The sequence below is a fragment of the Arthrobacter sp. FW306-06-A genome (genome assembly GCF_021870055.1).
In the GTDB taxonomy this organism is placed as follows: domain Bacteria; phylum Actinomycetota; class Actinomycetes; order Actinomycetales; family Micrococcaceae; genus Arthrobacter.
Window position 1 is genome coordinate 3,410,261 of record NZ_CP084552.1, and the last position, 13,893, is coordinate 3,424,153.

General features: G+C 65.5%; 13 protein-coding genes. 7 read left to right on the forward strand and 6 right to left on the reverse strand.

The annotated features are described in order from the left end of the window. Nucleotides 1–22 precede the first annotated feature (22 nt). On the reverse strand, nt 23–523 hold the full coding sequence (locus LFT49_RS15930) for a hypothetical protein (RefSeq protein WP_236820259.1): 501 nt from the start codon (nt 521–523) through the stop codon (nt 23–25). A gap of 62 nt (nt 524–585) precedes the next feature. Further along, nucleotides 586–1,104: a MarR family winged helix-turn-helix transcriptional regulator gene (locus tag LFT49_RS15935; protein ID WP_236799254.1), complete on the reverse strand. Its 519-nt coding sequence runs from the start codon at nt 1,102–1,104 to the stop codon at nt 586–588. Between the two features lie 228 nt (nt 1,105–1,332). Between LFT49_RS15935 and LFT49_RS15940 the strand changes: the two genes are divergently transcribed. Then, on the forward strand, nt 1,333–2,085 hold the full coding sequence (locus LFT49_RS15940; protein WP_236799255.1) for an ANTAR domain-containing protein: 753 nt from the start codon (nt 1,333–1,335) through the stop codon (nt 2,083–2,085). A gap of 484 nt (nt 2,086–2,569) precedes the next feature. On the opposite strand, the gene LFT49_RS15945 is transcribed toward LFT49_RS15940, so the two are convergent. Beyond that, on the reverse strand, nt 2,570–3,862 hold the full coding sequence (locus LFT49_RS15945; protein WP_236799256.1) for an MFS transporter: 1,293 nt from the start codon (nt 3,860–3,862) through the stop codon (nt 2,570–2,572). After that, entirely contained in the window at nt 3,846–5,156 is a 1,311-nt protein-coding gene (gene ftsW, locus LFT49_RS15950; RefSeq protein ID WP_236799257.1) for a putative lipid II flippase FtsW, read from the reverse strand. Before ftsW ends, LFT49_RS15945 begins: the two co-directional genes overlap by 17 nt. Nucleotides 5,157–5,359: 203 nt before the next feature. Here ftsW and LFT49_RS15955 point away from each other — a divergent pair, with 203 nt between their 5' ends. Genes LFT49_RS15955 through LFT49_RS15970 form a run of 4 tightly spaced genes read left to right on the forward strand, consistent with a single transcriptional unit; the run spans nt 5,360 to nt 8,936 of the window. Beyond that, nucleotides 5,360–6,895 (forward strand): LCP family protein, encoded by a 1,536-nt coding sequence (locus tag LFT49_RS15955; protein WP_236799258.1) that lies wholly within the window; start codon nt 5,360–5,362, stop codon nt 6,893–6,895. A 59-nt stretch (nt 6,896–6,954) separates the two neighbouring features. Then, complete coding sequence (locus LFT49_RS15960) at nt 6,955–7,281, forward strand: ArsR/SmtB family transcription factor (RefSeq protein WP_236799259.1); 327 nt, start codon at nt 6,955–6,957, stop codon at nt 7,279–7,281. After that, entirely contained in the window at nt 7,278–8,015 is a 738-nt protein-coding gene (locus LFT49_RS15965; protein WP_236799260.1) for a cation diffusion facilitator family transporter, read from the forward strand. Before LFT49_RS15960 ends, LFT49_RS15965 begins: the two co-directional genes overlap by 4 nt. Nucleotides 8,016–8,018: 3 nt before the next feature. Beyond that, on the forward strand, nt 8,019–8,936 hold the full coding sequence (locus LFT49_RS15970; RefSeq protein WP_237428723.1) for a cation diffusion facilitator family transporter: 918 nt from the start codon (nt 8,019–8,021) through the stop codon (nt 8,934–8,936). 33 nt (nt 8,937–8,969) lie between these two features. Here LFT49_RS15970 and LFT49_RS15975 read toward each other — a convergent pair whose 3' ends face one another. Beyond that, nucleotides 8,970–10,148: an acyltransferase family protein gene (locus tag LFT49_RS15975; protein ID WP_237428724.1), complete on the reverse strand. Its 1,179-nt coding sequence runs from the start codon at nt 10,146–10,148 to the stop codon at nt 8,970–8,972. 145 nt (nt 10,149–10,293) lie between these two features. Between LFT49_RS15975 and LFT49_RS15980 the strand changes: the two genes are divergently transcribed. Continuing rightward, complete coding sequence (locus LFT49_RS15980) at nt 10,294–11,031, forward strand: GAF and ANTAR domain-containing protein (protein WP_237428725.1); 738 nt, start codon at nt 10,294–10,296, stop codon at nt 11,029–11,031. Nucleotides 11,032–11,481: 450 nt separating this feature from the next. On the opposite strand, the gene LFT49_RS15985 is transcribed toward LFT49_RS15980, so the two are convergent. Beyond that, entirely contained in the window at nt 11,482–13,194 is a 1,713-nt protein-coding gene (locus tag LFT49_RS15985; protein ID WP_237428726.1) for a phospholipase C, read from the reverse strand. A gap of 238 nt (nt 13,195–13,432) precedes the next feature. On the opposite strand from LFT49_RS15985, the gene LFT49_RS15990 reads away from it, so the two are divergent. Next, the gene (locus LFT49_RS15990) at nt 13,433–13,849 is read left to right on the forward strand and encodes a VOC family protein (RefSeq protein WP_236799266.1); all 417 of its coding nucleotides are present in this window, start codon (nt 13,433–13,435) and stop codon (nt 13,847–13,849) included. Nucleotides 13,850–13,893: the final 44 nt, after the last annotated feature.

The following is a 13,893-nucleotide window of genomic DNA, read 5'->3' on the forward strand; positions in this document are numbered from 1 at the left end:
TACAGGCCCCGCCTGCCAGGCGTTAGAACAGCTGAACGCTGCGGGCCAGGATCTCCTGTAGTTCCTCGACGGCGAGGCCGGCAGCTTTGCCAAGAGCTTCGGGGGCCGCGCCCAACCGGGAAGCGGCCCGCACGGCATTCTCGAAGCGTTCCTGCGCTGCGTCCATTTCCCACTGGAGGCTTTCCAGCATGGCGGATTCCAGCCGCACGGCCTCCATGGAATCAGCGGTGATGCCAACGTCCATCTTGAAGCCGCAGGCGCAGGCCCACTCCCTGGAGTCAAGTTCCGTCGAAGCCCAGCTCAGCGACGGCACAGGCACTGGAATCGAACTCATTGCGGTGCCGCAGTGGAAGGGGGCGGCAGGGTCAGCCAGGGCACGATCCGAGGCATTCACGGCAACGGAAGAACCACGCAATCCCGACGGGTGGTCCAGGGCAATGGGCACGGCCTTCTGCACACATTCGACGCGACGGCCCGTAAAGGTCGATTGTCCCGGTGCCTGAGGTTCAAGTACTGCAGTCATTCGATCCGCCATCCGATTGATAAACAAGTATGTAGCTAGTCTAACTAGGATTCTCTACTTGTCTAGCGTACGGAAACGCCGGGTTTGGCATTGACGGCGTCCACCGCTTCACGCATCCGTTCCAGGAAGTGCATCACGGCTTTGATCTCCTCGGGAGACAGGGATTCGGCAGCCTCCAGCATGCGCTTGTGCATCTGGTTCAGGTTGTGCCGGACCTCTTCGTCAGCACCGGGAGTGGGCCTCAGAATCACAGCGCGCCGGTCCGTGGGATGGGGTTCCCGAAACACATACCCACCCGCAACCAGCCGATCGACCAGGCTTGTCATTGAAGCGGAGGTGATGGCCAGGCGGGCGGCAAGTTCTGTGGGCCGGATGCCGATTCCGGCCGATTCCGCGTCTATGAGGTACCGCAGGGCCAGGAGGTCCGTCTCCCCCATTGCCACGGAGGAACGGGTGCGCCTTCTCATGGCGCTTTCGGATGTCCGGAACTCCCGGAGGGCGTTGATGACGTCGACTGCGCGGGGCTCGGCACCCGCCGAGGATGGGTACCGTGAGCCTTCGCTTGCACCATGCGGGTTCATGCGAATTCCTTCGATATCCTACTTGCTTGGCTGTCTAACAAACCCATCGTAGCCCACTCGCCGTCCCTCCACCTCCATAACGATGCAAAGCATGTTCAGGTACCTCGCGCAGCCCGACGGGAAAAGTAGAGTACTGGCTACTCGTGCCCGGGCATCGGCAGCCCAATAGGTTTCTATGCAACCCGCCGCGCCTGTAGCTGGTGGGCGTAAAGGAATGGGGGTGCGTCAGTGGCAGTTGGCCCGGCAAACAACAAGGCGCTTGAGCGGCAGGGGTTCCTGCTGGACCTCGTAACGGGGGCCGACGGCGAGGCAGGGTCCCTGCAGATACTCGCCGACGCTGCAGCCCACTGGGTCAGTACCACGGCAGGTGCGGCGATGGAATGTGCCGTGGTCCTGCACCGCCAGCGGTCCTGCCTTGCCACGGCCGGAAGCACATCCGGCGCGGCTGGCCTGGCAGCGTCCGAGGACGAGCACGGAGACGGCCCCACAGCACTCGGTTCCGTACTGGCTGCTCCAACAGTCATCAATCAGGCCGGCGGGCGCTGGCAGGCCTACCGGAGGCGGTTGGTGGACAACGGCTTCGGCGCAGCCCTTGCCGTCCCCCTGGATCTAAAGCCCGGCTTGGCCGGCGCACTGGTCTTCCTGGCCCCGGCCAATGTCGGATTCACCGCCAAGGTTGTCAATGACGCCGCCTGGTTCGTCGAGGTGGCATCGCACAGCCTGAAGCTGGCACTGGACGTCCACGGCGTCATCCGTGCCGGCGACAACCTTAAGCAGGTACTGGAGAGCAGGACCAGCATCGACGTTGCCTGCGGAGTGCTCATGGCGCAGAACCGCTGCTCCTATGCTGAAGCCTTCAGCAAGTTGGCCGGCACCTCCAGGAACCGCAACCTCAAAGTGCGCAGCGTCGCGGACAGCATCCTCCGGGCGATGCCCAGCGGCCCGCCGGGAACCCGCTTCGAGCCTCCGGCAATCGCCTAATCCCGCCGCGCAACTCCCCGCGGCCAATGGCGGGAGGGCAAGGCAAGGGTGACCGCGCGGCTAATGACGCGCCCGGGCCCGGATAAGTGCTGCCGCCAGAAGTCCTGCACACCCGAGTGAAGCCAGCATGCCACCAAGAGCCACGAAGTAATCGGTAATGGTCATTGTCCTGCGCTCCTTCCCTGCTACCGCCTGATGGGCACAAGCTACCCGGCGAAACTCAGGCTTCCCTGAAGGATCGCCGGCAGGTTTGATCAAGATCCGGTTAAGGAGACCTGCGGGCATCCGCATACTTTGACCCGCGATCTTCCCTGCATCACGGCATTCCGTATTATTCAGGCATGTGGACTAAACAAAGCCAGAGCTTCTGCCCCCGGTGCGGCAGGAACACCAATCACGTCACCCATTTCCAAAAGGACGACGCCGGCAGCCTGGTTGCGGACGTCCGCTGTGCAGAATGCCGGGAGGCTGCGGGGGCGGTCGCCTAGGCAGTTAGGTCGCCGGAGCGGCCAGGACGGACGACGGCGAAAATCGCCAATGCTGCTGCCTGCACCACCGTGACGGTGACGGCCAGGGCAAAGACCGACTGCTGGTAGAGGAGGCCGATGAGGAAACTTCCCGCCAGCCAGGCCAGGCCGTAACAGGCGGTGAACATTCCGTAGGCGCTCCCCCGTTTGTTGGCCGGTGCCAGGCCCGCCACGCCGGCACGCATAGTGCTCTCCTGCATCCCCATCGACGCTCCCCACACCAGCACACCTGCCACTGCAAGCCCGGTGTTGTTACTGAAGCCAAGCCACGGAACCGCGGCGGCCAGCACCGGCAGGACCAGCAGGACCCGCAGCCCAACCCGGTCAAAAAGCCAGCCCGAGCCCAGGGCTGCCACCGCGTCCACACCCATTGCCGCGGCGTAAAGCACCGGAACCAGCGCCGGCGGGAGCAGCCCTGTGGCCACCAAGTGAAACGAAAGCAGTCCAAACGTGGCGTAGCCGAACATTGTCAGGCTGCTGAACGCAGCGTAAAGCCAGTACTGGCGCGGCATTCCGGCAGCGCCGCCGGGAACAGGAATGGCCGCGTTGCGCTCCGCTCCAGGGGGCTCCGCATCGGCCTGCTCCACGCCGCCTGCAGGCTGCGGGTTGCCCGGCTGGGCGGCGGCGAGCTCGTAGACGCCAGGATCGGGAACTCTGCGCTTCAGCCAGAACAAGACCAGCATGGCCGCAAGTCCGGGCACAGCCAGCAGCAGGAAACCGGGCCCGTAGCTGCCGGAAAGCGCCAGGGCCACCCCCACCAGCAGTGGCCCCACCAACGCCCCCACCTGGTCCAGTGCTTCATGAAGCGCGAATGCCTTTCCCTGGCCCAGCGCGGAACCGGCCTCCGCCAGCATGGTGTCCTTCGCGGGGCTCCTCACGGCCTTGCCCAAGCGCTCGGCCAGGACCAGCAGGCAGGCGACCCACAGTGCGTCGGTGACTCCGAGCAGGGGCACTGAGACCGCGGTCAGGGCATAACCGCTGATGGCCAGCGCCCACCGCAGCCCGGGCCTGTCAGCAAGCCGCCCAAACACCAGGCGGAGGACCAGGGCCACGGCTTCACCGGCACCGGTGACCACACTGATCAGGAGCGCCGATGCGCCCAGCGCACCGAGGAACGGCCCGGTAACGCTCCGCGCACCCTCGTACACCATGTCCATCAGCGCGCTGATGATGCCGAAAGCCAGGATGAAGCGGACGGCAGTCATGGGCGCGGCGGGAAGCGCCCCTCCGGCGTTACCGCTGGTGCGCATGCTCCCGGGCCTGCTTCACAGCACTATCAGGCACAGCGCCGCTTAATCCAGCACGATTCGACCCGGCACCGCGACGGAGTGCGCGGCCCACGCGGGTGCCACGGCGGGATGGTGGAACAGTACCTTCCGGACGCGTCACCGCCAGGATCACTCCGATTCCTGCCAGGGACGAAACCATCGCCGACCCGCCGTATGAGATGAACGGCAGGGGCACGCCAATAACGGGCAGCAGCCCGCTGACCATGGAAATGTTGATCACCGCCTGCCCCAGGATCCAGGTGATCACGCTGCAGGCCACGATCCGCGAGAAGGTATCCGTGGTCCGGGCGATGGTCTTGAACACGGCAATGGCCAGGGTGGCGAACAGGCCCAGCACCAGCAGCGAGCCGGCCAAGCCAAGTTCCTCGCCCAGGATGGAGAAGATGAAGTCGTTATGGGCTTCCGGGATCCAGTTCCACTTCTGCCGGCTCTGCCCCAGGCCCACGCCGAACCAGCTGCCGGAAGCCAGTGCGTATGTGCCGTGCTGCGCCTGGTAGCCCATGCCCTGCGCGTCCTCGTCAGACCCCATGCCCAGCCAGGAGGAGATGCGCCCCATCCTGTTGCCGCTGGTGGCTGCCAGCACCAGGGCTGCCGCCGCGCAGATCAGCCCGGCCACGGAGAACACCTTCATCCGCACGCCGCCGTAGAACATGGTGGCGGCCAGGATCATCATGATGATCAAGGTGGTGCCCAGGTCGTGCCCCAGCGCCACGATGCCCATAATCAGTGCACCGGCCGGTGCCAGCGGCATGACCGCGTGCTTCCACTGCCCAAGCAGGGCCTGCTTCCGGTCCAGGATCCAGGCTCCCCACACAATCAGCGAGAGCTTGGCGAATTCGGACGGCTGGGCCGTGAAACCACCCACACTGAGCCAGTTCCGGTTGCCGTTCACGGTCATGCCCAGCGGCGTGAACACCAGCACCAGGGCAAACAGTGAACCGATCAGCATCGGCCAGCCCAGCCACCGGATCCGCCGCACGGGCATCCGCGCCAGCACCAGCATGATCGCCGCGCCGGCCACGGTCCACATGGCCTGCTTCAGGGGAAGATCGTACGGATTGTTTCCTGCCGCCACGGATTCCACGGACGACGCCGACGCCACCTCCACGAGTCCGATCCCTGAGAGCGTGAGCACCACTGCCAGGATCAGCGGCCGCAGGCGGCCCGGCGAGTCGTCCTCCAGCCATACCGCCAGTTTGCCCAGCCTGCGCCGGGCAGGAGGACGCGTAACGCGCTGCTTTTGTCCTGTACTCATCTGTCCGTTCCTCAGCCTGAACATCCGCGGTTTCCCGCAGGGCCGGGCCAGCGGCCCGGGCGGGTACCGCCGAAAAGAAAGAGTACGCCCACCCCGCTACTGGAGGGCGACGGGACACCCGCCAAGTCAAGGGTTTTAGGCGAATTGCCAGCTTCGGCCTGTAGGGTAGCGGAAACCTGTCCCCTCCCGAAGGTCCTTTTGTCGTGTTCGGTTCCAGAAAATCTCCCGGCCCGGAACAGGAAAGCTCCAGCCCCCTCGCCTACCCCGGCCAGGGTGAGCTGTACGCCACCAGTTCGCGCCACCTCCGGCCCCTCCGCCGTCGTGCCCCACGCTGGGTCAAGGTCCTCACTGCTGTGGTGTCCGTGCTGCTCCTGGCCGTCCTGGCGTTTGGCGGCTACTGGGCCTGGCGCCTGCAGTCCAACATCAGCACTTCGCAGCTGTCCGCGGGCGGACAGCGCACGGAGGGGGCCGCGAATGACAACACGGACCGGCTGCAGATCCTGGTGCTGGGCTCGGACACGCGGAGCGGCAACAACAGCCAATACGGCACCGCGGACCAATCCTCCGGCTACGGGCAGTCCGACGTGATGATGCTGCTGGACATTTCCGCGGACAACAACCACGTGAACGTCATCAGCTTCCCCCGCGACCTTTTGGTGGATGTGCCTTCGTGCACGGATTCCAAGACCAACCAAACGTATCCCGGGCAAAAGAGCGCGATGATCAACAGCGCCATGGCCCAGGCAGGCATCGGCTGTGCCGTGGATACGGTGAACAAGCTGACGGGCCTTGAGGTGGACCACTTCATGATGGCGGACTTCAACGCCGTCAAGGAGCTGTCCAACGCGGTAGGCGGCGTGGAGGTCTGCGTGACCGAGGCCGTCAATGATCCCGATTCGCACCTGAACCTGCCGGCGGGCACCTCTCAGGTGCAGGGCGACCAGGCGCTGGCCTTCCTGCGGACCCGGCACGGGTTCGCCAACGGCGGGGACCTGGGCCGCATCCAGGCGCAGCAGGGCTTCCTTGCCTCGCTCAGCCGCAAGCTCAAGTCCGAGGGCACCCTCGGCAACCCGCAAAAGGTCCTGAGCATCGCCGACACCATCACCAAGAACCTGACGGTGGATTCCGGCCTGGCCTCGGCCCCGTCCCTGCTGACCATCGCCAACCGGCTGAAGAACATCGATCCGGCCAACATCAACTTCATCACCGTACCCACCGTCCCCGCGCCGCAGGACCCCAACCGGCTGGCTCTCGACGAGCCGGCTGCATCCAACTTCTTCAAGGCCCTGCGCAACAGCCCGGACCTGAGCCAGCCTGCGCCGGCAGCACCTGAGACGCCGGCAACGCCCGCTGCACCGGCCTATGACAAGTCGCTGCAGCCGGTCTCCATCGCCAACGGCACCGGTGTGACCGGCCGCAGCAAGGCGATCGCAGGATTGCTGTCCGACGCCGGGTTCACCAAGCTCACCCAGTTGCCGGCCCAGGCGCAGGGCCAGACCATGGTGTACTACTCCGCCGGGTTCGAGGACGTGGCAGCCGACGTTGCCGCGCTGTTCGGCCTGCCGGCAAGCAGCGTCCAGCAGGTTGCCAACATCCAGGGCGTGCAACTGTACGCCGGCACGGACTTTGCGTCCGGCACCAAACCCGCCGCCCCGCCGTCGTCCGCTGACTCCTCCGGAAGCGTGGTGGCTCAGACCGGCAGCGACCAGAAGTGCCAGGCGGCCAACCCGCTGGGATAGCAGAACCTCCAGCACGATCCAGCTTTGCCTGAATACAGCCCCGGCTGTACCTTTAGGACATGCAGACCCTCACCCACGCTCCGGTGCTGGCCCGGTTCGGTTATGCGGTATCGGATCCCACCCGCGCCCGCGTGCTGCTGGCCCTTGCGGAGGGTCCGTCATATCCGTCGGACCTGGCGGACAGCCTTGCCGTATCCCGGCAAAGCATGTCCAACCACCTGACCTGCCTGCGCGGCTGCGGCCTGGTGGTTGCGGTTCCGGACGGGCGGCGGAGCCGGTATGAGCTGGCGGATGCGCGGATCGGACATGCCATCAAGGACCTGCTGAGCGTAGTCCTGGCGGTGGATCCTGCCTGCTGCGCACCCGACGGGGAGTGCCTGGCATGACCGCCCCCAACGTGGCCGGCACCCAGCGGCGGCGGGTCCTGAGCCGTCGGATCAGGCTCTTCGCGGCGGCCACCATCACGTACAACATCATCGAGGCCATCGTGGCGCTGTGGGCCGGCGGCACAGCTGATTCAGCTGCGCTGATCGGCTTTGGCCTGGACTCCGTGATCGAAGTAGCCTCCGCGCTGGCGCTGTCCTGGCAGTTCTCAGCCAAGGACCCAGAGCGGCGCGAGCACCTGACGCTGCGGATCATTGCCGTGTCGTTCTTCGCCCTGGCCGCGTTCGTGGCCGTGGACTCCATCCGCTCCCTGGCCGGCGCCGGGGAAGCGCAGCACTCCCTGCCGGGCATTGTGATTGCCGCGCTTAGCCTGTTCATCATGCCCGTCCTGTCCTGGGGTCAGCGCCGGGCCGGGCGGGAGCTCGGGTCCAGGACGGCCGTGGCGGACTCCAAGCAGACGCTGTTGTGCACCTATCTTTCCGCCGTGCTCCTGGTGGGCCTGGTCCTGAACAGCACACTGGGCTGGTGGTGGGCCGACGCCGGCGCAGCACTGGTCATCGCGGGCATTGCCGTCCGTGAAGGCATCAACGCCTGGCGTGGGGACGCGTGCTGCACTGTTCCGCACGCGGCGGAAGCCGCCGACGAACAGGACGGCTGCTGCCCGGGCTGCGCCAGCCCTGATTCAACATCAGTCGGCCTGCAGCCGCTTGGCCTGCCGACCATCGGGAAGGGCTGACCCGTGGGCCACGACCACAGCCACGACGTGGCCGATCCCCAAAGCCAGCGCGGCAAGCTGCTGCTGGTTTTCGCCATCACGTTCACGGTGATGGTTGCCGAGATCGTGGGCACGGTCCTCACCGGCAGCCTGGCCTTGCTGGCCGACGCCGGGCACATGTTCACCGACTCCGCCGGGCTGCTCATTGCCGTGATTGCGGCGTCGCTGGCCCTGAAGCCGCCAACCTTCAAGCGCACCTGGGGCTACAAGCGCGCCGAGATCCTCGCCGCGGCCGGGCAGGCTGCCCTGCTGCTGGGGGTGGGCGGCTTCGTGATCGTGGAGGGCATCCGCCGCCTGTTCGAACCGCCGGGGGTGGGTGGTTCGCTGATGCTGTGGTTCGGTGTGATCGGCCTGGCCGGAAACGCCGTGGGGCTGCTGGTGCTCGCCTCCGGCCGCCACCACAGCTTCAACATGAAGGCTGCGTTCCTCGAGGTGCTCAATGATGCCCTCGGTTCCGTTGCCGTGATCGTCGCCGCGCTGGTCATTGCCCTGACGGGATGGACCCGGGCTGACGCCGTCGTATCCCTTCTCATCGGCGTGCTGATCATCCCGCGGACGCTGAAGCTGCTGCGGGACACGGTGAATGTGCTGATGGAAAGCACTCCCCCGGGCCTGGACCTGGCCGAGGTCCGCCGGCACATCCTGGCGCTGCCCCATGTCATCGACGTCCACGACCTGCACGCCTCCCTGGTGGCCTCCGGTGTGCCGGTCCTGTCCGCACATGTCACCGTGCAGGACGGTTGCATGCGTGACGGTCATTCGGCCACCATCCTGGCGGATCTGCAGCGCTGCGTGGCCCAGGACTTCGACGTCAGCGTGGAGCACTCCACCTTCCAGATCGAACCCGCCGCGCACCGCGACCAGGAAAGCATCCCGCACTGATTTCCAGAACCGGCGTTTGGTCGGCCGAACGGTTCAGCCTGCCGACGCGGAAACGGGCGTCTTGGACGGCTCCGTCGTGGAAGGCACGACGGCGGGTTCGAGCCTTTTGTTCGCCCAGCGGCGCAGCGGGCGCTCAACCCAGCGGAAGGACGCGAAGGCCAGCAGCACGGTGAGTGCCGCGGTCAGGACGATCCGGAGCGGCAGTTCCGGGATCAGCGGCATCAGCAGCAGGTAGACCGGAAGGTGCCAGAGGTACATGCCGTAGGACAGGTCGCGGCCGGGGCGGGCAAGCCAGGGGTGGCTGAGGATGCGTGACAGGAAGCCGGCCGGCTGGAGGACCAGGGAACCGATCAGCACCGCGGACAGTAGTGCGAGCGCGGCGGGCCCGGCCGTCCAGAACACGTTGAACCAGGTGCCGGGGGTGTCCGGTTCCTTCAGCAGGAACAGTGCGGCCACAAGGGCGACGCCAGCCAGGGGCGCGGCCCAGCGGGATGCCGACAGCAGCCCTGCATGCAGCCGCGAGCCGTGGCGCACGGCGGTGAACAGCAGGGCCAGGGCGCAGCCAATCAGCAGTTCGTCAGCCCGGGTATCCGGACCGTTGTAGATGCGGTCCAGCGGTTCGCCGGCGTTGACCAGCAGGAACCGGTTCAGTACGAAGGCGGCCGCCAGGGCCACGGTGGCGACGGCTGCGCTGCGGACCTTCAAGAACCGAAGCATCACCAGCAGGAGCAGCGGCCACACCAGGTAGAACTGTTCCTCAACGGCCAGGGTCCAGGTGGGGCCAAGCGTTTCACCGGCGATGGAGTCACCGAACATGCCGAAGTGGGCCAGGTTCATCACGTAGGCGGCGGCCGGAAGGACAAAGCCCGCCTGCCCGCCCCAGCCTGAGGCAGGGAACAGGAAGCCGCCGGCGAGGATCACCGCGCAGAGCACCAGCAGTGCCGGCCAGAGCCGGGCCAGGCGCTTGGCGTAGAAGATGCCGAGATGGAGACGACCGGTGGCGAGCCGTTCCTTCATGATCAGCAGCGTGATGACGAAGCCGCTGAGCGTGAAGAACACGTCCACCCCGATGGACCCGCCGGGCATCGCCTCCGTCGCGGTATGGAAGAAGAAAACGCCGGCGACGGCCACGGTCCGGAGGCCGTCCAAGGCATGCTTGCGTCCGGCGATGAGGCCCGTTTCGGGCGCCGCCGGGCGATCTGGCGCTGACATCAATCCGCTGCTCAACCTCAAAACCACTAAGCAAGCATATATAACGTTTCCATAACTGGACTGACAGGAGGCTGGGAGAACGCTGACTTCCGGTCTGGAAATATCGCCCCTTGTGGCTGCCAGCCCACGCTTCTAGGGTGAACTCATGGTTGAGCAGGACATGGTGGATGACCTCGAGGGGCTTGTGGATCTTGTCGCAGGGATGGAGGACATCAAATCCGTGCTGGACGGCCTCACCGGACTTGCTGCGGCCAGCATGAGCGGCACCCTTGGAGTGCCCGTTGAGTGCGCCGTGACACTGCACCGGCGAAAACGAACGGCCACCATCGGCGGAAGCAGCGGCCGGGCGACGGTAATTGACCGCATTGAACAAAGCCTCGGCGACGGCCCCTGCATCGAGGCCCTGGAAAGCGGCGTTCCCGTTCTGCTGGGTGACGTGGCGTCGGACCCACGTTGGCCGGAGTACCGCAGCGCATTGTCCGCCGCAGGCATCGGCGGATCGCTGGGCATCCCGATGGATTTGGAGGACGACGCCGGCGCCGTCCTTGATTTCTTTGCTCCCGTCAGTGGAATCTTCAATGAGCAGGCGGTGGCCGAGGGCGTGCGGTTCGCCGATATGGCAGGCAAAGCGCTGAGGCTGGCTGTCAGAATCGCTTCGTCAGACCAGCGGGCTGAGAACCTCAGGGCGGCGATGGACACGAGGACCGTGATCGACTTGGCCTGCGGGATCATCATGGCGGAGAACAAGTGCAGCAAGGACAGGGCTTTCGAGATCCTTCGCAGCGCCTCCAATACCCGGAACCAAAAGCTCAATGATCTGGCCGAGTCCCTCGTGAACCGCTATGCACCGCCGGAGGAAGCCAAAGCGCACTTCGAGGATTAAGGCCCAAAAACCAGACCGGGAGCCAGCGACGCTGCTGGCTCCCGGAGAGTACGACGCGAATGTGGCCCACCCCCGAAATTGGATTTCCCTGGGCCACACCCGCGCCAGCTTGCGGTTGATTGCGTCACAGGGAGCGGCGGCCTGCCAAGGGGCCCGGCATGACCAGGCGGGAGGCAGGCATCGTTAGTTCCCGAGACGGCAACAAGAAGGCCGTCTGCCTGACCTGGTCCCAGCCTAGCGCTCCCCAGTGCCCGGACATAGGGACTAAATCCCCAATTATTTCCCCCAATTAATGATTCTGTCGCGTGCGGCCCCTTGACTACCTGACACAACAAGAATTCGCCCTCTCAGTGCCCTTCACCAGCAGCTGCACCGTCGGCTCGGGCATCACAGGAGACACTGAAGAGCCCGGCGCCCCAGGAGGGGCGCCGGGCTCGGCGGGTACGCTTTTTACTGCGGACCGCAGCCCTTGCCGGACGTGTCGCTGCCCTTACTGGAATGGGTAATGGACGCGACGGCGCCGGTCTGCTCATCGAGCATCACCTTGTCGTTCCGCGAGTGGTGGAAGTTGAACATGCCGCTAATCGATCCCGCCACGGCGTCGGCTGAAGAGTCGCCGATCTGCCCGGTGTTCCAGTTGTCTTCGATGAAGCGCAGGACCGAGGCCTGGTCGGTCTGGGTGTGGTCCACGAAGTTCTTCTTCGCGTACGGGGAAATGACCACCAGCGGCTGCCGCGGGCCCGGGCCGCAGCGGTCGGTGTAGCCGCCGGCCATGGGCACTCCTGCGGCCGCGGCGCTTTGGCACCAGCCGGCGTCGTCTGTGGTGTTGGAGGAATTCTTCACCTGTGCGGCCACGTGGTCGTACCAGCCGTCGGAGTCGTCATAGGCGATCACGACGGCGGTGTCCTCCCAGTTCCTGGACTGCTGGATCTGGTTGACGGTTTTGGTGATGAAGTTCTGCTCGTCCACTGGGTCCGAGTAGGCGGCATGGCCGTCCTGGTACATCCCCGCCTTGAGGAAGGACACAGCGGGCATGTTGTCTGTGTTGACCACCTTGTCGAAATCGGTCAGGTCGTACTGGTGGTTGGCCTGGCCGTTGTGGCCGATCTCCTCATCTGAGGCGGGGGCCAGGTGATGGGGGTTGGCCGTGGAGGAGTAGTACTGGAACGGCTGGTGGTGCGGGGAGTAGTCCACCACGGAGGCGCCGGCGGCATTGGTGTGGCTGGACAGGCAGGAGGCCGGCGTGGTCGCTGTCGCCGGGGTGGTGGGTGTGAACCCGCCCTGGAACCAGCCCCATGAGGTGCCCTTGGCGTTGAGTAGGTCACCGATATTGGTGCCGCTCATGCCAGCGAGGTTGTTGCTCTTGACATGGCTGTTGTTGGAGCAGTCGTCGTAGACAGGGTCGGGGTCGTTGATGACGGTGCCCACTCCGTTCGCATCGGGCTGGCGGACGGTGCTGCTGCCGGCTGCCGGCGTGGCCACGGGCGCTCCAGCGGCGGTGTACTCCTTGGCGCCATGGGTTTGGCCGGAAACCAGGTTGAGGGCGCCGGGGGTGGACGGACCGAAGACCGTGCTGAAGTGGTTGTCGCTCATGGCGTAGTTCTGGGCGTAGTTCCAGATGCCGGTGACGGTGTTGCCGTCGTAGTAGTCCATAGTCAGGCCGGGGCGGCTGTACTGGTTGGTGCCGCAGGCGTCGCGGCTGGTGAACTGGACAAACTGGTCCATTGCCCCGCCGTTGTAGGCCTTTTGCTCGGCGGTGTAGCCGTGGTCCTGGTCGCACGTGACGGCCTGCATCGGCGAGAGCCGGGCAGGCTGGACCGAGTTTGGGTTGTTGGGTGCCAGCAGGCCCGCCTTGGCCAAGGTGTTGATGTCCTTGGGCGTGTCCCCCGCCGCGGTGAATGCGGACGCCGGGGTACCTGTGCCCTGCTGGGTTTCACCTGCTATGTTCGCCGCCTTGGGGTAGGTGGCGAAGTAGTGGTCGAAGGAGACGTTCTCCTGGAAGATCACCACAACGTGCTTGATAGGAGTAGCTGTGCTGCCGTCACCATCGGCGGCGGCGGGGCCGGCGAAGCCTGCGGTCAGGGTGCACGCTGCAAGTGCCGCCGCGCCCGTGGCGGCGGCCATCCGCTTTCTGCTGATTCGTTGTCCATGGGACGAACTCATTGGGGGAGCCTCTCAAATTGGTAATAGCCGGGGCCCCCCAAGCTACTTTCGCGCAATTAACCCCTCCCGCCTTGCGGATGAACGCGTGTTCACCTTCCGGTCACGCGCCATCTGCCTGGCGCTGCCGGCCCGGGCTCTCGGTCATCCCCCACCCTGCGGACGGGACCCCTTCTCGGCATTCCCCGGCGCTGTTAGCATGGCCGTGCTGACAACGATGTCCGTCTATGAAGGAGCCCAAATGCCCACGCGCCTCAACCCCTACCTGAGCTTCCGCAGCAACGCACGGGAAGCCATGGAATTCTACAAAGACGTCTTCGGCGGCGAGCTGAACGTGAGCACGTTCGCAGATTTTCATGCAAGCCAGGATCCCGCTGAGGACAACCTGGTGATGCATGCACAGCTTGACGGCCCATCGGGGCTGACCTTGATGGCATCGGACACTCCGGCCCGCATGGACTACAACCCCGGGAACACCTTCAGTGTGTCCCTAAGCGGTGACGATGAAGCCGAGCTGCGGGGCTACTGGGACAAGCTGTCCGAGGGCGGCACCGTGACAATGCCGCTGGAGAAGGCCATCTGGGGCGACGCCTTCGGCATGTGCACCGACAAGTTCGGCATCCAATGGCTGGTCAACATCGCGGGCCCCAAGGAGTAGCTGCCGGATCCAGTAACTGCAGCACCCTTGGCGGCCCAAACAAC

What these genes read in the sequence shown, in the direction of transcription:
- LFT49_RS15930 (WP_236820259.1), bottom strand. Translation starts at nt 523, where the DNA reads ATGACTGCAGTACTTGAACCTCAGGCACCGGGACAATCGACCTTTACG.
- LFT49_RS15935 (WP_236799254.1), bottom strand. Translation starts at nt 1,104, where the DNA reads ATGAACCCGCATGGTGCAAGCGAAGGCTCACGGTACCCATCCTCGGCG.
- LFT49_RS15945 (WP_236799256.1), bottom strand. Translation starts at nt 3,862, where the DNA reads ATGCGCACCAGCGGTAACGCCGGAGGGGCGCTTCCCGCCGCGCCCATG.
- ftsW (WP_236799257.1), bottom strand. Translation starts at nt 5,156, where the DNA reads ATGAGTACAGGACAAAAGCAGCGCGTTACGCGTCCTCCTGCCCGGCGC.
- LFT49_RS15960 (WP_236799259.1), top strand. Translation starts at nt 6,955, where the DNA reads ATGCAGACCCTCACCCACGCTCCGGTGCTGGCCCGGTTCGGTTATGCG.
- LFT49_RS15965 (WP_236799260.1), top strand. Translation starts at nt 7,278, where the DNA reads ATGACCGCCCCCAACGTGGCCGGCACCCAGCGGCGGCGGGTCCTGAGC.
- LFT49_RS15975 (WP_237428724.1), bottom strand. Translation starts at nt 10,148, where the DNA reads ATGTCAGCGCCAGATCGCCCGGCGGCGCCCGAAACGGGCCTCATCGCC.
- LFT49_RS15980 (WP_237428725.1), top strand. Translation starts at nt 10,294, where the DNA reads ATGGTTGAGCAGGACATGGTGGATGACCTCGAGGGGCTTGTGGATCTT.
- LFT49_RS15985 (WP_237428726.1), bottom strand. Translation starts at nt 13,194, where the DNA reads ATGAGTTCGTCCCATGGACAACGAATCAGCAGAAAGCGGATGGCCGCC.
- LFT49_RS15990 (WP_236799266.1), top strand. Translation starts at nt 13,433, where the DNA reads ATGCCCACGCGCCTCAACCCCTACCTGAGCTTCCGCAGCAACGCACGG.